Source organism: Vibrio atlanticus (genome assembly GCF_024347315.1).
Lineage (GTDB): Bacteria > Pseudomonadota > Gammaproteobacteria > Enterobacterales > Vibrionaceae > Vibrio > Vibrio atlanticus.
In genome coordinates, this window is the sequence record NZ_AP025460.1 from 52143 (window position 1) to 72821 (window position 20679).

The following is a 20679-nucleotide window of genomic DNA, read 5'->3' on the forward strand; positions in this document are numbered from 1 at the left end:
CGCTGCAAGCCTTTCAATTTTTATTGCGATTGATTTGAAGTTGATTTAACTCCACTTCAAATCAATTTCGAATGGTTGGGTGTTACCACAATGCTCACCGCACATCTCATCGTATGCACTGTTGTGTATCAGCATTGCTGACGATACGCCTTGATCACTGAAGTGGTCGCGGGCTTGGTTAACACTCAAAAACTTCATTGGGTGCTGGTGGTCGTCTTTGATTAATTGCTTTTGCTCGCCAATGATTTGGTAAGCCAAGTAGATCCCGCCTTCAAATGATTCAATGAGTAGATTCATAACAAACTCCATGTTGTTCTCGATAGTTCTTTGTTTCTGTATCTACGTTGATGGTTGTTTGAAGGTTCATGTGTGTTAAAAATGAAAAAACCAGAAGCTCAGCTTCTGGTTTATTAATAAGTAATCAAATTAACTCAAAGGTTAGTTGATTTTTTGCATGATGCTCACACGGCCTGTTGTTGATCCGTCTGGAGTCATTTTACGGCGAGTTAGCAACCCTTCATCCCAGTTAGTACCTGCTGGCTGATACTCCCATTTAATGATGTATTCTTGATTATTACCATTTGCATCAACAGGACATTTATCTCCTGAACCAGGAATATAACCATTGTCAGTATCATCACAGAAGCGCACGACTGAGTTTAGATCTGTCAGGGTTGCTTTTGATTCACGTCCTGAAATGTTAAACCACCAATAGTCAATTGCAGCAAGCTCTTCATAGGTATACTTCTTGCCTGAGTCTTCAAGATCTGCCGGTGAGTTTGCATTGCACTCTTTCCCTGATACGGTAGCGCCCTCAGAATCAAATACCATTCTCATGACAGCATTTTGTCCATCAGCGCAAATCTGAGTGGTATCCCAAGACCCAGTGAAATCCACGTACCTTTCGTCACTAGGTGTTTCTACGTGATAGTAGAAATTCAAACTTTCTTCGATACGCTTTGCTTTATTTGATTCGCTTGATGGGTCGCTTAACTCTGTTTTTGAACGAATCTGTGTGTATATTTTTGTAATTGGGTCATAGCTACCTGAAAGAGTTTCATATTGGTATGAAGGGGTTGCATCGCCTTCATCTCGATCATCTTCCAGTTTGTTTGGCGTGTAGTGGTTGAGGACTTGTTGATTCCCTTCAATGAAAGGTGCCTCATCGTAACGTCCTGGCTTAGGTGTGGTATTTTCTTTGCTTTTATCAAGTAGAAGGTAAGAAAACGGAGCGTTTAGGGTGAAGTCTGGGTGAGCTGTTTGATTGCAGCCTGCAGAACTCCCTGCCAATACACAGCTGATGTACTTTTCAGCGTCTGCGTATGACAATAAAGAGTCGCTGTCACTTACAGCAATAAGACCATTGGCTGAATCTTGATAAGTGAAGTAAGGCGTGCCACGTGTATGTTCAAACACAGCTTTAGGGAGCATTTTGTCAGCGTGAACTAACATTGTTTTGTCGTTAGGGCGGTTGTTTGGATCGTTAATATCATACTGTCTCACCATGATTGAGCGAATAAATTGCCCATTTTTCGCTACAAATGGATTGGCATCAGCGCTGCCGCGAACAGTCCCTGATTTTTCTCCGAATGCTTTCTCCATATGAGCCAATGCTTCAGATTCATTAGTAATTGAAGTGACTCCCATCGCTGTTAGGAAGTCTGTAACAGAATCACGGTCATCTAGACTTAGGTTTTTCATCTTCGCTAACGTCGCAGCATCAGGTTCGCGCAACGCATTTGGAATTGTCAGTACTTCATCAGAAGCGCTACCAAATTGGTTATCTAAAGACTGAAGTAGAATTGCTAAATTTAGAGCTCGGTCGTATTTGCCCGCCGCTTCAAATGGTGTCAGTACATCACGGTTTGATGCTGCCCCTACTTTCAAGCCATTTTCACCACCAATGAAGAAGGTCACCGTATCGTCAGACTTAGCGGTAAATTCGCCTTCGCTGTTTGTGATGCCCTTTGAACCAGAGCTAGTACTGTAGTAGATACCTTCAACAGCGGCATCGATAAATTTGTTGGTTGTTGTTGATGGTTCTGTCGGTGTTGTGACACCTGAATTAGAACTGTCGCTACCACAACCTGTTAAAGCCACTGCAATCGCTGCTGCGAGAATACTCACTTTTTTCATTACTCGTACATCCTTCATGTATTAGAGCTAATTGTTTTTTTTATGCGTGTAATTTTATAGCGCGCGATTGTAGTTTGATCTTGATTCCAAGTTAAGTATGTAAAATGCTGTTCGGTTAATAAATATCCCAACCATACGGTAAAAAACAAAAAAAGCCGACATAGGTCGGCTTTTGTATAATATTTCTTTGACTTACAGTGGTTTATCGCATGGTAACGAATTCTTCGCTGCCCGTTGGGTGAATTGCCACAACAGAGTCGAAGTCTGCTTTGGTTGCGCCCATCTTCATTGCAACACCGAAGCCTTGAATCATTTCATCGACAGTGAAACCGATACCGTGTAGGCCAACTACAGTCTCTTCTTCGCCAGCACACACTAGCTTCATCTTACAAGGTTGACGGTGCTGAGTGACTGCAGTGTACATTGCAGTAAAACCAGACGTGTATACCTTGATGTTGTCTTTGCCGTATTGCTCTTCAGCTTCTTGAGTCGTTAGACCAATAGTGCCGATAGGTGGGTGGCTGAATACAACAGTAGGAACGAGCGTGTAGTCCATCTTTGCGTTTGTTTGACCGTTGAATAGACGCTCAGAAAGCTGACGACCGGCTTTAACAGCAACAGGTGTTAGTTCGATACCGCCTTCCATGATGTCGCCTACACAGTAGATACCAGGAACGTTGGTTGCTTGGAACTCGTCTACTTTGATGTAGCCACGGTCGTTGGTTGCAACACCCGTTGATGCTAGGTTGATAGCGTCAGTCGCTGGGTGGCGGCCGATAGCCCAAATTAGGTGGTCAACGTTTTGAGTGTTGCCGTTCTCTAGGTGCAGAGTCAGCGTGCCATCTGCTTCTTTCACTACTTCTTTAGGAACAGAGTGCGTGTGAAGTGTTGGACCTTCCGCTTCCATTACTTCAACCAGTGTTTCAACGATCATTGGGTCGAAGCTGCGAAGTGGAGACTCTTTACGACAGAACAGGTGTGTTTCTGTGCCAAGTGCACTTAGTACGCCTGCGATTTCTACTGCGATGTAGCCTGCGCCGATTACAGCAACACGTTTAGGTTGCTCCATCAGATCGAAGAAACCGTTTGAGTTGATACCGTGCTCTGCGCCAGGGATGTTTGGAATGGTTGGACGACCACCCACTGCGATCAGGATGTGATCCGCTGTGTAGTGTTCACCGTTAACTTCAACGGTTTTTTCATCTATAAACTTAGCAAAGCCTTTGATTACGTTTATTTTGTTATTACCAAGAACGCGATCGTAAGATTGGTGGATACGACCAATGTACGCTTGACGGTTTTCAACCAGTTTGCCCCAGTTGAAGCCTTTTACGTCAACGTCGAAGCCGTAGTCTTTTGAATATAGGTTGATTGCTTCAGCAACTTGAGCACCGTGCCACATAACCTTTTTAGGAACACAACCAACGTTTACACAAGTACCACCAAGGTCTTGAGCTTCGATAAGTGCAACTTTTGCACCGTGCATTGCTGCGCGGTTAGCTGATGCGATGCCGCCTGAACCGCCGCCGATACAGATGTAATCAAAATGAGTCGCCATTACTTTCTCCATTTATTGAAGGCTGTGGGTACAGTGAGCGCACTGAACACCTACGTCCTATAGATTCTTAAATTGTCTAATTATTATATTGAGGGCAGATCGGTTGAACTCAATCTCCCTGTTTAAAATTTATTCGTGTACGTCACAGTCTGCTGAGTATTCGTCGGAGCATGACGTTAAGTTCGAGATTACTCGGGTACGATCCACTCTACTTTGAAGTGACCGGTTGCCGGCGCAATTGCTTCCTTCAAGAATGGAAGAATTTCGTTCATTTGGCTTTCTAGCTTCCAAGGTGGGTTGATAACAATCATGCCTGATGCTGTCATGCCACGCTCGTTGGTGTCTGGTGATACGCCAAGTTCGATTTGTAGAATCTTGTTGATGCCTAAGCCTTCAAGGCCTTCGATCATGTCTTCGATATCACAGCGATTTACCACTGGGTACCAAATTGCGTAGATACCGGTTGCCCAGCGCTTATGGCTTTGAGCAATCGCAGTCACAACATCACGATACTCTTTTGCCAACTCGTAAGGTGGGTCGATAAGTACCAAACCACGACGTTCTTTAGGTGGCAGGCTGCCTTTTAGGCGTTGGAAGCCATCTTCTTTGTAGATAGATACCTGACGATCGCGGTGGAACTCTTGCTCAAGCAGCGGGTGATCGGCTGGGTGAAGTTCGGTCAGTACCATGCGGTCTTGGTCACGCAGGTGCGCATGTGCTACACGTGGTGAACCTGGATAGAAACGCAGTTTTTCGCCATTGTTGAGTGCTGAGATAGACTCAAGGTAGCTTTGAATGTCTTCAGGAAGTTCTGTTTGTGCCCAGACGCGGGCAATACCTTGTTTGTATTCGCCCGTTTTTTCAGACCATTCATGCGTTAAGTCGTAACGACCTACACCAGAGTGAGTGTCATGGTAAACAAAAGGCTTATCCTTCTGTTTCAAAGAATTAAGAATAAGGCTCTGTACGATATGCTTTACTACGTCGGCATGGTTGCCCGCGTGGAAGCTGTGGCGATAACTTAACAAATTAAACTCTCGTAACACTCTCGAATTAGAGTGTGGTTAGTGTAGGTGGGGTTAGTTTGACTATTATAACCCCCAATGGACCATAAATTCTCGAACAATTCAGGAACAGCTGTTCGCAATATGCAGTTAGTTATTGGTTCTACTATTGAAATTTGCCTTGTTGGGCACTATCTAATAACTATTCGCAGGTGATTTTTTAGGGTGACCCTGAGCCTGATGACTGTAAGACGACCTCATTACAAAAAAGACGAAAGTCTCTAAAGCCAAAGGAATGTTTATATGTCTAATCCGCTATTAACCTTCACGGATTTACCTCCGTTTTCACAGATCAAACCTGAGCACGTTAAGCCAGCGGTTGAGCAAGTGATTGAAGAGTGTCGCAACAAGATAGAACAAGTACTTGAAGGTAATACTTCACCAAGTTGGGACAACCTCGTTGCTCCAATTGAAGAAGTGGATGATCGTTTAGGCCGTATTTGGTCACCTGTAAGCCATATGAATTCTGTGATGAACAGCGACGAACTGCGTGACGCTTATGAGAGCTGCCTGCCTGTACTTTCTGAGTACGGCACGTGGGTCGGCCAACACAAAGGTTTGTTCGAAGCGTATAAAGCGATCAAGGCGAGTGAGGCATTCTCGGCATTAGACCAAGCTCAACAGAAAACCATTACCGACGCACTGCGTGACTTTGAATTATCAGGCATTGGCTTACCCGCAGACGAGCAGCACCGCTACGGCGAGATCAGCAAGCGTCAGTCTGAGCTGGGTTCTCAATTCTCAAACAATGTGCTTGATGCAACCATGGGTTGGAGCAAGCAAGTTACAGACGTGGCTGAACTGGCTGGTATGCCTGAGTCGGCATTGGCAGCAGCACAAGCCGCGGCGGAAGCTAAAGAGCAGGAAGGTTACCTACTGACTTTGGATATTCCTTCATATTTACCGGTGATGACGTACTGTGATAACCAAGAACTGCGTAAAGAGCTATACGAAGCGTACGTAACACGCGCTTCAGATCGCGGTCCAAATGCAGGTAAGTGGGACAACACTGAGATCATCACGGAGCAACTTAAGCTGCGTCACGAGATTGCACGCATGCTTGGCTTTAGCACTTACAGCGAAAAATCTCTGTCGACTAAGATGGCAGAAACGCCAGACCAAGTACTTGGTTTCCTTAACGATCTAGCAGTAAAAGCCAAACCACAAGGTGAGCGCGAAGTAGAAGAGCTACGTCAGTTTGCTGAGAAAGAGTTTGGTGTCTCTGAACTAAACCTGTGGGACATCGCTTACTACAGCGAGAAACAAAAACAGAACTTGTTCGAGATCTCTGATGAAGAGCTTCGTCCATACTTCCCTGAGTCGAACGCAGTGTCTGGTTTGTTCGAAGTACTAAACCGTGTGTTTGGTATGTCTGTGACTGAGCGTGAAGGTGTGGATACATGGCATGAGTCAGTGCGCTTCTTTGATATCTTTGATGCGACAGGCACATTGCGCGGTAGCTTCTACCTAGATCTATACGCACGTGAACACAAACGTGGCGGTGCTTGGATGGATGACTGTCGCGGTCGTCGCATTACTCAATCTGGTGATCTACAGACGCCTGTTGCTTACCTAACGTGTAACTTCAACAAGCCAGTCGGTGACAAACCAGCACTGTTTACTCACGATGAAGTGGTCACTTTGTTCCACGAATTTGGCCACGGTATCCATCACATGCTAACGCAAGTTGAAGCGGGCGCAGTTGCGGGTATCAACGGTGTGCCTTGGGATGCCGTTGAGCTACCAAGTCAGTTCCTAGAAAACTGGTGTTGGGAAGAGGAGGCGCTGTCGTTTATTTCTGGTCACTTCGAAACGGGTGAAGCCTTACCAAAAGAGATGTTAGAGAAAATGCTAGCGGCGAAGAACTTCCAATCTGCGATGTTTATCCTGCGTCAGCTAGAGCTTGGCCTGTTCGATTTCACACTGCACACAGAGTACGACCCTGAAGTGGGTGCTCGCGTACTCGAAACGTTAGCCGACGTGAAGTCTAAAGTTTCTGTATTGCCAAGCCTTGATTGGAACCGCTTCTCGCACAGCTTTGGGCATATCTTTGCTGGTGGCTACAGCGCGGGCTACTACAGCTACCTATGGGCAGAAGTATTGTCTGCAGATGCGTTCTCAGCATTTGAAGAAGAGGGTATCTTCAACACTGAAACGGGCAATCGCTTCCTGAACAACATCCTTGAAATGGGTGGTAGTGAAGAGCCGATGGAGCTGTTCAAACGCTTCCGCGGTCGTGAGCCTCAAATCGATGCGATGCTGCGTCATGCGGGTATCAGCGCTTAATATTGTGCTGGTCAGAATGTAAAAAGAGCCTCATTGTGAGGCTCTTTTTGTATCTATTTATCAAACGATTATGGATTTACATTGCGGTTGATAGGGTTCTGCAATGAAATCAGTGTCTCAGTCGATTGAACCTCGTCAATCGCCTGCAATTTATCGATCAGTACGAACTGCAACTCTTCGATCGATTTACACATCAGTTTAACGAAAATGTTGTAGGCGCCAGTGGTGTAGTAAGCCTCAACCACTTCGTCTAATGCATTAAGCTTGGCAATGGCTGAGTGGTAGTCGCGAGCTGCGTTAAGGTTGATACCAATAAAACAACACACGTCGTAACCAAGCTTCTTGGTGTTTACTACAACCTCGGTTCGCTCAATAATGTCGGCCGATCTCATCTTTTCGATACGAACGTGAATCGTCGCGGGGCTGACATCGAATTTCTTTGCCATTTCAGCATAAGGCGTGCGCGCATCTTCCATTAAGGTTTTGAGAATGGCACGGTCTAGATCATCCAGACGAGCTGTAGTTGTGGACATGCATAATCCTTAGGGTGAATAAAAAACATACCGGCTTTAGTACACATCATAGCCAAGGGTGATAATATTAGCAGCAACTATAGTGTTAGGGTGAATTCAGTGCGATTTTCGTTGTTTTTGATTGTTATGTGTTGGAGTGCTTTTGTTTCAGCTCAAACAAAAGATGTGTTGGTTATTCACTCTTATCATCAGGGTTTTTTCTGGACTGATGATTTCCACAAAGGATTATCAGAAGAACTGGACCGTGATCGACTATCGTATCGAGTTGTTTATTTGGATAGTAAACGAACTCAAAACCCAGAATACTTAGAGCGCGTTTATCAGCTTTATCACACCAAGTTGATGCATGAAGAATTTGCTGCGGTTGTGGTCAGTGACAATAACGCCCTTAATTTAATGAAGCGCCTTGCGCCCGATCTCAAAGATACGCCAGTAATCTTTGGTGGCATCAACAATTTCTCCCCTGAAATGATTGAAGGTTTGAACGCGACGGGCATTACTGAAGATATTGATTTATTGGGTAATATTGAGCTAATTAAGCGCCTTCAAACAAACGTAAAGAAGATATACATTGTTACTGACCATTCAGTAACAGGTGAGGCTATCCGCTCACAAATTGATCGTTCTATTGAGGCTCACCCCAACTTTTCCGATTTGCTGGAGCACTATGTGCCTGACTCTTACCAAGAGTTAATTGCGTTTTCTCAGCGAACCGATCTAGATCAGAGCTTACTCTTTTGGGCATATTATCGCGATGCTAAAGGTAACGTGAGTAGCGTTGAAGACTGGCGACAATTGAACATTAAAACCCAAATGCCACTGTATATGGTGCACGATTTGGGGCTAGGGTTTGGGGCGATAGGCGGTGTGATTCAAAGTGGTGAAACGCAAGGTCGAGATACGGGACGTGTTTTACTAAAGGTATTAGCAAACCCAAATGAACCTCTGCCTTTAGTCGCACCTGGCGCATCGGAAATTAAACTCGACTACCAACAGATGTCACGCTGGGGGCTGGGAACTGAGAATGAAGCTTCAATTACTTTTCTCAACAAGCCTCAGTCATTCTTGGTGCGTTATCACGATGAAATTCGAACAATAGGTTTGCTGTTTCTGGTTATGTCGTGTGTTATTGCGACCTTGGTTTACTACCTCAACCGCCTTAAGAAAAGTGAACGTGCCAGCCGACAAAGCCAGCTGTTACTGGAGTCAATATTCGACCAAAGCCTACAGTTCATGGGGATTCTTGATAAAGGCGGTGTACTGCTGTCGAGCAACAGTAAGCTGCATGAGCTTCTTTATAATCAAGGTTATAAATTGGGAACACCTCTCCAAGAATATTGGGAGGGTGCCGCGGGCGAAGTGCTAAAGGAGTATTTTGCTGAAAGAGATGATTATCCCACCCTACGATTTGAGGCTGAGGTATGGTGTCGTGATCGTGGTGGAATGGTGCTAGATATCTCTTTAAAGCCGATGCCGATCAGTGAAGAGGACACCATTCAGTTCTTATTTGAAGCTCGTGATGTTACCTCACGAAAGCTTGCTGAGAACAAATTGTTCCAACGTGAAGCGAATCTCAAACTGTATTACGACAAGCAACCGGTGATGATGATTACACTGGATGTAAATAATCGCATTCAGCAAGTGAACCAGTTTGCTGAAGAATTACTAGGTTATCCACTTGATCTGCTTTTGGGGCATCGCCCTAGAGAATTTTATGTGGATGAGAACGCGATGATTCCTCGTCATATCTTGTTGCAACCACAGCACAAAATTCGCGGCGTGTGGCGTCGTGATATCGAGTATCGTCATGCGGACGGTAGAACGATCTGGATTCGTGAAAATATTCGTCCATTGGTCGACTCGGGTCAGCTGTTGATTGTGGGAGAGGATATTACTGAAACCCGCGAACTTTCTGAAAAGTTAGAATACCAAGCGCGTTATGACCTGCTTACAGACACTTTCAACCGCAACCACTTTGAGCAAGAGCTACAAAAGGCGCTGAAAGAGGTCGAGAGTCATATGAGAACTCATGCGATGTTGTTCTTAGATTTGGACCAATTGAAAGTATTGAACGATACTGCTGGGCATGAAGCGGGTGATGCCGCGATCTTATTTAGCGCTAATCTGATAGAAGATGTGCTTCCTTACAATGCTGTGTTAGCTCGGATGGGGGGAGATGAGTTTGCGGTATTAATCAAAGACTGTACTGAGCGAGATGCTGTCAATGTCTGTCACAGTATTATATCGATGATGAGTGAGAATCCATTCTTATGGGGTGATATTCACCTCAATCTTACTTGTTCTATCGGAATTCGATTGATTGACCATACTGCCGCTTCATCACAAATGGTGCATGCACAGGCGGATGCCGCTTGCCATGCCGCTAAAGAGGAAGGGCGAAATCGTTATCACCTTTATCATCTAGATGATGAAGATCTGCGCCGTCGCCATTTAGAAATGGAATGCGTTAACTTGGTACACGAAGCCTTAGCCAATGATCGCTTGGAGTTATTTGCCCAACGTATTCTTGGCCTAGAGGAAAATAGCAACAAAATGCACTTTGAGATACTGGTGCGGATCAAGAACGTCCAAGGTGAGTACATTTCACCGGGGATCTTCATGCCAGCTTCCGAGCGCTATAACATCGCGCATTTGATTGATCGCCAAGTCGTCAGTCAGACGTTGAATTGGTTGGAGCAACGCCCGCATCTCGTTGATGATTTGGGGATGTGTTCGATAAACCTTTCTGGTCACTCGATGGGTAACCGAGAGTTTGTTGAATTCTTGATTGAAAGTTTGGCGAACTCATCAGTGCCTTGCCATAAGATTTGTTTAGAGATCACTGAAACGGCCGCCATGAGTAATATGAAGCAGGCAATCAAGTTCTTTACTCGAATTAAAGAGCTCGGCTGTTTGATTGCTCTGGATGATTTTGGTTCAGGCTTGTCGTCATTCGGATATCTGAAGGCATTACCCGTTGATATTGTGAAAATTGATGGCCTGTTTGTGCGTGATATTGATGTTAACGAGATGGACTATGTGATGGTTCGTTCGATCAATGATTTAGCGAAGCAGATGGGCAAGCACACGGTAGCTGAGTTTGTTGAAAATACTCAGGTTCTCGATAAGTTGATTGAACTCGGTGTTAACTACGCTCAGGGCTATGTTATTGGCCGACCGAAGCCACTGGCCGAGCTTGTTGAAGAGTTAAGGCAAGAACGAGAGATAGAGTAATTGGTTTAGGTAAGCCGACCGAGCTGTGAATACTTTTCACCGCTAATATGTATTGTTGAGGCAATCAGGTAAACTGGTTGCCTCTTTTGTTTTGAATACTACTGTCTGTTGGAGACGACCTTGCAACTACAACTGATTTGCGAAGATGCTACCCAAATCGATCATCTAAATGACTTAGCGACCCGTTGGAATTTATCTCATGATGAAAACAGCGATTTTGCTTTGGTACTGACTTGCGAGCGACTTGAGCTACGTAAAGTCGATGAGCCTAAGCTTGGCGCTATTTTTGTTGATTTAGTGGGAGGCGCAGTCGGTCACAGACGTAAGTTTGGTGGTGGTAAAGGTCAGGCAATTGCTAAGGCGGCAGGTCTAAATAAAGGCGCAACGCCAACTATTCTTGATGGTACAGCAGGCTTAGGGCGTGACGCGTTTGTATTGGCTTCGTTGGGCTGTAAAGTGCAGATGGTCGAGCGACATCCAGTTGTGGCTGCACTGCTTGATGACGGCCTGCAGAGAGCAAAAAAAGACCCAGATATCGGCGGTTGGGTTAGCGAACGTATGAAGTTGATTCACGCTTCAAGTCACGATGCGCTGGATAAACTTAGCAACGACCCTAACTTCGAACAGCCTGATGTGGTGTACCTCGATCCTATGTACCCACACCCAGAGAACAAGAAGAAGTCGGCTTTGGTTAAGAAAGAGATGCGAGTATTCCAATCTTTGGTTGGCGCCGATCTGGATGCCGATGGCTTGTTTGAGCCTGCGATGAAGCTGGCAACGAAGCGCGTTGTGGTCAAAAGACCAGATTACGCAGCATGGTTAGACGAGCAAAAACCGAGCATGGCAATCGAAACTAAAAAGAACCGTTTTGATGTGTATGTGAAAGCATCAATGACTTAGCGGAAGCATCAATAACTTAGCTACACGCTAAGAAAATTTCCCGTCATAAATACGATAAATCACCATTTAACACTTGCGATAGTCGCGTTACGGATGTATATCTAACTAAGAATCATTATTATTCTTAGCTGGAGTTGTAGCATGGCTAAACGCTTTTGTAAGTTAAACCGTCGAGATATTACTGAACACCTAGGAGAGATCCATAGCTTGGTTACTGAACCTAAGTTTGTGTGTCGTTCTTGTGCGCGTTCTTCGGCGGATCAAGCGAACCTATGCAAACCAACCGCAATTCCACCTCTTGGCTGTCAAAATAAACCCGTTGAAGAAAAAGCCGCATGCGGCCTACTAGCGGAAACATTACCTGCACCCGAGTTATCGCTTGCGGAAATCAGCGAGACAATTGAGCCGAGCGTACAAATGTTCGATCCAGCCGCTGCTGATATTGCCCCTAATGTTGTAGATAAAAATGCATCACAGAAAAAAGCCAAACTGAAAAAACGAATCGCTAATGCGAGTGGTGATGAAAAAGCCGACCTCAAGCGAGCGAAGAAAGCGGCTAAGAAACAAGAGAAGTACAACAAAAAGCTCGCGAAGATGATTAAGAAGCAGCAAAAGCTGTTTAAGAAAAGTCAAAAACTGGAAAGTAACCTTGAACGTATCAACCTACAACTTGATGACGTCGCTTTCACTGAAACCAAGACTCAGGTAGTGAGCCATAGTCACATTCACTGAAACTGGTACGGATAACTTATTGCTACAACGATGATTTAAAAAGAGCGACCTAAGGTCGCTCTTTTGCTTTTTGGGGTTATCAGAGCTAACTCATTTAGCTCTGCTCACTTAGCTTAGTTTAGTTCACTTAGCTCAGTGAAAGCGGTTAGGCGTTGCTTGTGGATCTCGCAACACGCTTTTTCACCCATGTCTCGTTGACGAATAGAGAGAACAAGATAACCGCGCCGCCAATGGCCAATCGAATCAAGTCGACGTCTCTGTTCCAAATAAGGATGTTCACTACAAGGCCGGCTGGAACTAAGGCGTTGTTCATTACAGCCAGTGCACCAGCATTCACCATGCATGCACCTTTATTCCACATAAAGTAACCTAGCCCCGAAGCAATCAAGCCAAGATAAATCAGGATGCCCCATTGAAGAGTGGTTGTTGGCAGCTTCTCAGGGTTACCTAAGAGTATGAAAGCAACCGAAGCGACGCATAACGCACCCAAATAGAAGTAACCAAATACTGTGCGCTGAGGTAACTCTGTCGATTCCTTCTCCATCACTACTTTGTAAGCAACTTGGCCGATAGCAAAGCACAGGTTTGCACCTTGGACTACGAGGAAACCGACTAAAAAATTTTCGTTGATACCCGCGAATTTAATGAATACAGCGCCCAATACAGCAATCGCCGCTGTCACTAAATACCACGGAGAGAATTGTCCTTTGAGGAAGTCATAAATAAGCGTGACGTAAATTGGGGTAAAAACGGTAAACAGAAGGACTTCAGGAACGGATAGCAGCAAGAAAGATTGGTAATAGAAGCAGTACATCAGCCCAAGCTGGATACCACCAATCGTCATCAACTTAGCGATCAGCTTACGCGAGATACCTCGAAACTTCAGGAAAGGAAGAAATACAATGCCAGCAAGGGCAACACGCATTAATACAGAGAACCAAGAATCAACCTGACCAGCAAGGTAAACGCCGATCAGGCTAAAAGAGAAGGCCCATAAGAGGGTAACACTAGCTAAATAGCTCATATAAAAACTTCGTTAATAAGATATGAGCTGTATGTTACCTAACCTTAATTCATTAGTCTTCTGAATCTCTTAGAGGCACGACCAGCATATCAACCGGCGAGGCATTGATCAGTTGTCGTGTTGAAGAGAGCAATTTGCTCCAGAAGTCTTGATGGTGCCCACAAACCACTAAATCAACATTGAATTCATTGATGGTGTCACACAGTTCATGACTCAGGTCGCCGCTGCCCACTAAGGTGTGGGTAATAGGGTATTGAGCGTGTTCTGCAAAATTTTGTAGCTGAACTCGAGATGCTTCCATCGCGTTGTGCTGGGTTTCTGCCATGTTGATATCAATAAGGCCGGTATAGAGCTCTGCATAATTAATATCGATATGGATAAAAGAGACTTTGGCTTCCAATGGCTTAGCCAATGCTACCGCTTTATCCACAAGTAATTTGCTGTCATCTGATAAATCGACTGCGACCAAAATATGTTTGTAACTCATATCGCTACCTCTTCTATTCATTGCCTAACTAAAGACTAGCACTATGCAATGCCTTTTTTTGCTGAAGTGATCTCATATCCACTGTCTTGCGTAATGTTTGCTCGAAATATTGGTTAACTAATGGCCTGCGAGATATTCATAAAATAGTGATATAGTAGAGAAAACTGAAGATGTAATTAGGAGTCTTAAATGCTATCAAAAACTATGGTAGAGCAACTGAACGATCAAATTAATCTAGAATTTTTCTCATCCAACCTATACTTACAAATGAGTGCTTGGTGTGAAGACAAAGGATTTGAAGGTGCAGCAGAGTTTCTGCGTGTTCATGCAGTAGAAGAAATGGAACACATGCAGCGTCTTTTTACTTACGTAAGTGAGACAGGTGCAATGCCAATTTTAGGTGCGATTGAAGCGCCAAAACATGAATTTGATAGCCTTGGGGCTGTGTTCCGTGAAACTTACGAACATGAGCAAATGATTACTCAAAAGATCAACAAACTGGCTCACGTTGCTTTCAGCACACAAGATTACTCAACCTTTAACTTCCTGCAATGGTACGTTGCAGAGCAACACGAAGAAGAGAAGTTGTTTAAAGGTGTATTGGATAAGCTAGAGCTTGTTGGTGAAGACGGTAAAGCACTGTTCTTTATTGATAAAGACCTAGCACAATTGGCAAAAGATGGTTCATCTTCAATTATGGAAGCTCCTGCCGTTTAGGTAGTACGAGAAAGACACTGATTATCTTTTTCTTTTGAGTTTTCTTATGAAGATGTAAGGAGGAAAGGATGATCAGCGGCGACACTATTCTATTTGCACTAATGGTTGTGACTTGTGTGAACTGGGCGCGTTACTTTACTGCGCTAAGAACACTCATTTATATTATGCGAGAAGCACACCCTCTACTATATCAACAAGTAGATGGAGGCGGTTTTTTCACAACCCATGGCAATATGACCAAACAGGTTCGCCTGTTTAGTTACATCAAAAGCAAAGAGTATCACCACCATCACGACGAAGTTTTTACGTCGAAGTGCGATCGTGTAAGGCAGTTATTCATACTCTCTTCTGCTCTGTTAGGTGTAACGTTGCTGTCTTCTTTCATCGTCTAAGTCATTTAGTTCGATTGAAGTAGAGCTTAGATTTTTGGTGTAAAGCTTCGGTTGTTGGTTCGCCAAGACAAACAGTGGCTTGCTGCTGTCTGCAAATTGTACAATTGAACATCAATTGCAAAGTTTAAAATTGCCGCTAAAATAGCGAGCAATTAGTAAGGATGTGCTGTTTATGCACATCCTTTTTTATTGATGGCATTTCGAGAACAGGGCGTACTCGGGCTGCACAAGTGAAGAAAAGCAGAACCCCATGAGTGAAAAATTTGATGTAATCGTAATTGGTGCGGGCGCCGCGGGCTTAATGTGCGCTGCGGAAGCGGGCAAACGCGGCCGACGAGTGCTAGTGGTTGATCATGCAAAGAAACCAGGCAGAAAAATTTTAATCTCAGGTGGCGGTCGTTGTAACTTTACTAACTATGATGTTTCAGCCAACAATTTCCTGTGTAACAACCCTCACTTCGTGAAGTCAGCTTTATCTCAATACACCAACTGGGATTTTATCTCGATGGTGAGCAAGTACGGCATTGAGTTCGAAGAGCGCGATCACGGTCAGTTGTTCTGTGTGAATGACCACACAGCAAAAGACATCGTGAGCATGCTGCTTGACGAGTGTAAGCAAGCGAAAGTCGAACAACGCTACCGTTGTGATGTTCACTCCATCGAAAAAACAGACGCTGGCTTCAAGATGCACCTCAATACCGACGAAGTTGAGTGTGACTCACTCGTTGTAGCGACAGGCGGTTTGTCTATGCCTAAGCTAGGCGCAACGCCATTTGGCTATAAGATTGCAGAGCAGTTTGGTTTGTCTGTAATGCCAACTACTGCAGGTTTAGTGCCATTCACTCTGCATAAAGAAGACAAAGAAGCTTTCGCTGAGCTTTCTGGTATCGCAATTCCTGCTGAGATCACAGCGCAAGACGGCACTTTATTTAAAGAAGCGTTGCTGTTTACGCACCGCGGCTTATCTGGTCCTTCGGTACTGCAAATCTCTTCATTCTGGAAAGCGGGTCAATCGGTTTCTATCAACCTAGTACCTGAAGTAAACCTTGCCGAGTTGCTTGAGAATTCTCGCGAGAAACACCCAAATCAGAGCCTGAAAAATACCTTGGCGAAAGCACTACCAAAGCGTTTTGTAGAAGTGCTGATTGACCGTAAAGAGCTTGAAGACAAGCCGCTTAAACAGTTCAATGAAAAGCAGCTTAGTGGCATCGTTGAGCACCTAGAGAACTGGAAAATTGCACCAAATGGCACGGAAGGTTATCGAACTGCCGAAGTGACTCTAGGCGGAGTGGATACTGATCACCTATCTTCGAAAACCATGGAGTGTAAGAGTGTGTCTGGCCTCTATTTCATCGGTGAAGTAATGGACGTAACGGGTTGGTTAGGGGGCTATAACTTCCAATGGACGTGGTCGTCTGGGTGGGTTGCAGGCCAAAACGTATAGCACACTGGCGATGGCACTGGCTAAGCTTATTCATTTAGAACATTTTCAGTCAGTAGAAAGAATGACTTCGTCACAAATGATAAAGATTATAAGTGATTGATGTTTTAATTATTTAAATGAGGGGTTTGCAATGAATCAGACAAAAGTAAAAAGCATTCTATTGGCAGCAGGAGCGATGAATGTTGGTGCTGTTTTACTGTTTTACTGTTTTCACGCTTTTTTACGAATAGTGCCATTAACGAAGCCGATCCCGTAGTAATGTCCAACTTTGGACTGATTATGATCGTCGTTTGGGGTTTTGCGTACCTTGGGGCTGCAACAATCAATGCGAACATCAAATATCTTGCTGGTGCTTTCTTTATTGAAAAGTTGGTTTATGTGGTTGTTTGGGTGAATTGGCTTTCCAATAATACGCTATCACCAGTATATGAAGCGGATACGATGGCTGGCGTGTTTTACACAATTTATGGCGTAAATGATTTTATATTTATGATCTTGTTTTTCATGATATTTAAGTCCAAATTTGATATGAAAAACAACGGTTGAATATCGAACATTGAGACTTACAACTTAATGTTATCTTACAGAAAAATGGCGAGTCATATGACTCGCCATTTTTGTATCTAACATCTAATTGAGAGAATTCGACTATATCGATAGCTTTTCGTGCTCAATCGAGTCTTTTAGCTCTTATTTACGTAGGGTTTTTCTTTGAAAACTTGATCTGTTGAATCACCAAGCCGGCAATGATCAGTACCAAGCCAAACAGGGTCGCTGGGTGAATCTCTTCGCCGATAATAGTGGAAAGTAGCATCAACGAGATAAACGGCGAGGCAAAAATTAGGTTGCTGATACGTGCCGTGTTGTTGGTCAGTTTTAATGCCGAGAGCCACAAGACAAAGGTAATGCCCATCTCGAACAGGCCTACGTAAGTCACAGCCATCCAACCTTTTGCTGTGATTTGACTAAAGCTCTCGCCTTCGTAAAGGGTTAAACCGATCGCGAAAGGTAATGCCACTAAGAAACCAAGCAATACGCCAATCACAGGGTCAGCCTTGTTTTTGGTGTTTAGAATCCAGTATCCCGCCCAAAGCAAGGTTGAAAGTAGCGCCAGAGCCACACCGAGTGGGCTATCGAACTGCATTCCTAGCACATCGCCTTTGGTGGCAATGACCACCACACCCGCATAACTGAAGGTACAAGCAATCCAATCTTGTTTACGAATCTTTTGCCCTAGAAAAACCGCTGCCATTAGAGTCAGCGTGATCGCCCAACTGTAGTTGATGGCTTGCGCTTGAGAAGCTGGCAGTAGGTCGTAGGCTTTGAATAGAATCAGGTAATAGGCTAGAGGATTGACCAAACCGAGCAGCAAGTAATACCAAGGGTTTGAAAGAAACGTGGTACTCAGTTGAGAAAGCTTACCTTGAAACGCGCAAACCGCGATCAGCGCAATCGACGACACAATGCTGGCGATGGTCAGCATTTGAATCGGTGAAAACTCAGCAAGGGTCAGCTTAAAAGCAGTAGCGACTGTTGACCACAGTAATACCGCAGCAAGGCCAAAGCCCAAGGCACGACGTTCGTTCATAGCAACTCATTCTAATTTGATGGGGCAGAATACGGAGCGCTTAGTCTATCTGTCGAATTTTAATACGGCAAACTGGACATTTATCCAGTATCAAAATACCCTTTAATGAGTTATTTCCAATTAGGCTAAATCATTATCATGCAATGGATTATCGAACATCAGGCAACGCTTATTGCTGCTATTTCCGGCGCGCTCGTCAGCGGCGGTGTCGTGGGTTGGTGGATCAAACAGAAGTTCTCTTTTCAGCAGCGACTTCTTGAACAGCAATTAGAGTCCGACCGTTTGCTGCATGAGTCACAACAATCTCAGCTCAAATCCTCACTCGCAGAGGCGCAACAAGAGCTCAATGAGCTGGATGATGATCGAGATAAAGCGGCATTTGAACTTAAGCAGGCCCATGGCAAGGTGATGGCTGCGATGGAGAAGCTGCGCTATTTTGAAGCCGTGAAGCAAGAGCGTCAGCAGTATGCCGATGATATCAATGTTCTTAAGGAGCATAAGTCTGAGTTGGAGGCTGAGCTTCGCGAGCAAGAAGCTAGGCACGACCAAGAAAACCTCGCCAACAGTGAAAAACTGCAATTGTTAGAGCAAGCAGAATCTCGACTTAAGCAGCAGTTTGAACTGTTAGCGAATCAACTGTTTGAGAGCAAAACCGCTAAGGTCGATCAGCAGAACAAGCAGAGTCTTGAAGGTTTGTTATCACCGCTGAGAGAGCAGTTAGAAGGCTTTAAGAAGCAAGTGAACGACAGCTTCAGCCAAGAGGCCAAAGAGCGTCATACTTTGGTGCATGAGCTTAAAAATCTGCAACGCCTCAATGAAAGCATGACACGTGAAGCGGTGAACCTGACTCAAGCGCTAAAGGGCGATAACAAACAGCAGGGTAACTGGGGCGAGGTGGTACTGGCTCGTGTGTTGGCGGATTCTGGCTTACGAGAAGGCCATGAATATCAAACGCAGGTGAACCTGCAAAACGATGCAGGCAAGCGTTATCAACCGGATGTGATTGTTCATCTGCCACAAGATAAGCAAGTGGTAGTCGATTCGAAAATGGCTTTGGTGGCGTTTGAGCGTTACTTCAATGCTGAAACTGATCAACAACGTGATGCTGCATTACGTGATCACTTGGCTTCATTGCGAGCGCATATTAAAGGCTTGAGCCAAAAGGATTATCATCAGCTCAAAGGCATACAGAGCCTTGATTATGTATTGATGTTTATTCCGGTAGAGCCTGCGTTTCAAGTCGCGATTCAAGCTGACCCTAGTTTGGTCAAAGACGCGATGGAACAAAACATTATATTGGTCAGCCCTACGACCTTGCTGGTGGCACTGCGTACCATTGATAACTTGTGGCGCAACGAAAGACAGAACCAGAATGCACAAATCATTGCAGAGCGGGCGAGCAAACTTTACGACAAGCTGCGCTTGTTTGTGGATGATATGGAAGGTCTTGGCAGTTCACTTGATAGAGCTAACCAAAGCTACCAAGGTGCCATGAATAAGCTGGTGACTGGTCGTGGTAACGTGATTCGTCAGGCCGAAAGCTTTAAGCAATTGGGTGTTGAGGTGAAGAAACCTATCTCGGTTGGCTTGGCGGAAATCGCTCAAAATGAGGCTTTTTCAGAAAATGCCTCCTTAGTAGAAAGACAACCCGCTGAGGATAAAGTAAACTAATCGGCCGCAGCGCCTCTAAAGAGAGAGTGTACTGTCGATGAGAACTTACCATGGTAGATAACAGCATTATGGACACAAGCGTGCAGACAAATTCAGCAGTAGAGTCAGAAACCACACACTTTGGTTTCGAAACAGTCGCGAAAGACCAAAAAGTCGCGAAAGTAGCAGAGGTATTTCACTCTGTAGCCGCTAAATACGACATCATGAATGACTTAATGTCGGGTGGTGTTCACCGCTTGTGGAAGCGATTCACGATTGATTGCAGTGGCGTTCGCCCGGGTCAACGTATCCTTGATCTTGGTGGTGGTACTGGCGACCTTACTGCGAAATTCTCGCGCATCGTTGGTGAAAAAGGCCACGTGGTTCTTGCTGATATCAACAACTCAATGCTGAATGTTGGCCGCGATAAACTGCGTGATAGCGGTATTGTTGGCAATGTACATTACGTTCAAGCCAATGCTGAAGAGCTGCCTTTCCCAGATAACTACTTCGATTGCATTACCATCAGCTTCTGTCTGCGTAATGTTACCGACAAAGACCAAGCGCTGCGTTCAATGTACCGCGTACTTAAGCCGGGCGGTCGTCTGTTGGTTCTTGAGTTTTCTAAGCCAGTGCTTGAGCCACTATCAAAGGTTTACGATGCATACTCTTTCCACCTATTGCCAAAAATGGGTGAGCTGATTGCTAACGATGCAGACAGCTACCGTTACCTTGCAGAATCTATCCGCATGCACCCTAACCAAGAGACTTTGGAAGGCATGATGCAGGAAGCGGGTTTCGAGAATACTAAATATTTCAACCTAACGGGCGGCATTGTTGCGCTGCACCGCGGTTACAAGTTCTAGTCGAACTTGGTAGCAGGCTCGTTGAGCGTGCTAAACAATAAGAATAAAGACAGAACGGATAGGTTAAC

18 protein-coding genes are annotated in these 20679 nt (G+C 44.8%); 10 read left to right on the forward strand and 8 right to left on the reverse strand.

All coding sequences use genetic code 11. The features are described from left to right. Window positions 1-45 precede the first annotated feature (45 nt). The 4 genes from OCV30_RS00240 to OCV30_RS00255 all read right to left on the reverse strand — a co-directional run bounded on the left by OCV30_RS00240 (window position 46) and on the right by OCV30_RS00255 (window position 4722). Window positions 46-297, reverse strand: coding sequence for a DUF6482 family protein (locus tag OCV30_RS00240; protein ID WP_017103429.1), 252 nt, complete (start codon window positions 295-297; stop codon window positions 46-48). 141 nt (window positions 298-438) lie between these two features. Then, window positions 439-2136, reverse strand: a complete 1698-nt coding sequence (locus OCV30_RS00245) for a hypothetical protein (RefSeq protein ID WP_065679630.1) — start codon at window positions 2134-2136, stop codon at window positions 439-441. Window positions 2137-2338: 202 nt separating this feature from the next. Then, window positions 2339-3694: a glutathione-disulfide reductase gene (gene gorA, locus OCV30_RS00250; RefSeq protein WP_065679631.1), complete on the reverse strand. Its 1356-nt coding sequence runs from the start codon at window positions 3692-3694 to the stop codon at window positions 2339-2341. 188 nt (window positions 3695-3882) lie between these two features. After that, window positions 3883-4722, reverse strand: coding sequence for a 23S rRNA (adenine(2030)-N(6))-methyltransferase RlmJ (locus OCV30_RS00255; protein WP_009848068.1), 840 nt, complete (start codon window positions 4720-4722; stop codon window positions 3883-3885). 279 nt (window positions 4723-5001) lie between these two features. Here OCV30_RS00255 and prlC point away from each other — a divergent pair, with 279 nt between their 5' ends. Beyond that, window positions 5002-7044, forward strand: a complete 2043-nt coding sequence (gene prlC, locus OCV30_RS00260) for an oligopeptidase A (protein WP_065679632.1) — start codon at window positions 5002-5004, stop codon at window positions 7042-7044. A 68-nt stretch (window positions 7045-7112) separates the two neighbouring features. Here prlC and asnC read toward each other — a convergent pair whose 3' ends face one another. Next, window positions 7113-7577, reverse strand: a complete 465-nt coding sequence (asnC, locus tag OCV30_RS00265; RefSeq protein ID WP_009848066.1) for a transcriptional regulator AsnC — start codon at window positions 7575-7577, stop codon at window positions 7113-7115. A gap of 126 nt (window positions 7578-7703) precedes the next feature. Here asnC and OCV30_RS00270 point away from each other — a divergent pair, with 126 nt between their 5' ends. The 3 genes from OCV30_RS00270 to OCV30_RS00280 all read left to right on the forward strand — a co-directional run bounded on the left by OCV30_RS00270 (window position 7704) and on the right by OCV30_RS00280 (window position 12443). Next, window positions 7704-10811, forward strand: a complete 3108-nt coding sequence (locus OCV30_RS00270) for an EAL domain-containing protein (protein ID WP_338115274.1) — start codon at window positions 7704-7706, stop codon at window positions 10809-10811. Between the two features lie 120 nt (window positions 10812-10931). Beyond that, window positions 10932-11711, forward strand: a complete 780-nt coding sequence (locus OCV30_RS00275; RefSeq protein ID WP_065679634.1) for a class I SAM-dependent methyltransferase — start codon at window positions 10932-10934, stop codon at window positions 11709-11711. A gap of 141 nt (window positions 11712-11852) precedes the next feature. Further along, window positions 11853-12443 carry a hypothetical protein gene (locus tag OCV30_RS00280; RefSeq protein ID WP_017103434.1) on the forward strand — a complete coding sequence of 197 codons (591 nt, stop codon included), beginning with the start codon at window positions 11853-11855 and terminating at the stop codon, window positions 12441-12443. Window positions 12444-12588: 145 nt separating this feature from the next. Here OCV30_RS00280 and OCV30_RS00285 read toward each other — a convergent pair whose 3' ends face one another. Together OCV30_RS00285 and uspA are read right to left on the reverse strand one after the other, a co-directional pair. Next, the gene (locus OCV30_RS00285; RefSeq protein WP_012602979.1) at window positions 12589-13467 is read right to left on the reverse strand and encodes a carboxylate/amino acid/amine transporter; all 879 of its coding nucleotides are present in this window, start codon (window positions 13465-13467) and stop codon (window positions 12589-12591) included. A gap of 52 nt (window positions 13468-13519) precedes the next feature. After that, complete coding sequence (gene uspA / locus OCV30_RS00290; RefSeq protein WP_009848061.1) at window positions 13520-13954, reverse strand: universal stress protein UspA; 435 nt, start codon at window positions 13952-13954, stop codon at window positions 13520-13522. Between the two features lie 189 nt (window positions 13955-14143). Between uspA and ftnA the strand changes: the two genes are divergently transcribed. From ftnA to OCV30_RS00310, 4 genes are all read left to right on the forward strand, one after another. Continuing rightward, the gene (ftnA, locus tag OCV30_RS00295) at window positions 14144-14671 is read left to right on the forward strand and encodes a non-heme ferritin (RefSeq protein WP_004735556.1); all 528 of its coding nucleotides are present in this window, start codon (window positions 14144-14146) and stop codon (window positions 14669-14671) included. 68 nt (window positions 14672-14739) lie between these two features. Then, on the forward strand, window positions 14740-15063 hold the full coding sequence (uspB, locus tag OCV30_RS00300; protein WP_009848060.1) for a universal stress protein UspB: 324 nt from the start codon (window positions 14740-14742) through the stop codon (window positions 15061-15063). A gap of 250 nt (window positions 15064-15313) precedes the next feature. After that, the gene (locus OCV30_RS00305; protein WP_065679635.1) at window positions 15314-16507 is read left to right on the forward strand and encodes a BaiN/RdsA family NAD(P)/FAD-dependent oxidoreductase; all 1194 of its coding nucleotides are present in this window, start codon (window positions 15314-15316) and stop codon (window positions 16505-16507) included. A 279-nt stretch (window positions 16508-16786) separates the two neighbouring features. Continuing rightward, a complete protein-coding gene (locus OCV30_RS00310; RefSeq protein ID WP_244499047.1) occupies window positions 16787-17053 on the forward strand; it encodes a hypothetical protein in 267 nt (88 codons plus the stop codon). Between the two features lie 148 nt (window positions 17054-17201). On the opposite strand, the gene OCV30_RS00315 is transcribed toward OCV30_RS00310, so the two are convergent. Further along, window positions 17202-18095, reverse strand: a complete 894-nt coding sequence (locus tag OCV30_RS00315; protein ID WP_065679636.1) for a DMT family transporter — start codon at window positions 18093-18095, stop codon at window positions 17202-17204. Window positions 18096-18233: 138 nt separating this feature from the next. On the opposite strand from OCV30_RS00315, the gene rmuC reads away from it, so the two are divergent. Together rmuC and ubiE are read left to right on the forward strand one after the other, a co-directional pair. Next, the gene (gene rmuC / locus OCV30_RS00320; RefSeq protein ID WP_017103438.1) at window positions 18234-19766 is read left to right on the forward strand and encodes a DNA recombination protein RmuC; all 1533 of its coding nucleotides are present in this window, start codon (window positions 18234-18236) and stop codon (window positions 19764-19766) included. 65 nt (window positions 19767-19831) lie between these two features. Then, entirely contained in the window at window positions 19832-20611 is a 780-nt protein-coding gene (gene ubiE, locus OCV30_RS00325; RefSeq protein ID WP_029222994.1) for a bifunctional demethylmenaquinone methyltransferase/2-methoxy-6-polyprenyl-1,4-benzoquinol methylase UbiE, read from the forward strand. Window positions 20612-20679: the final 68 nt, after the last annotated feature.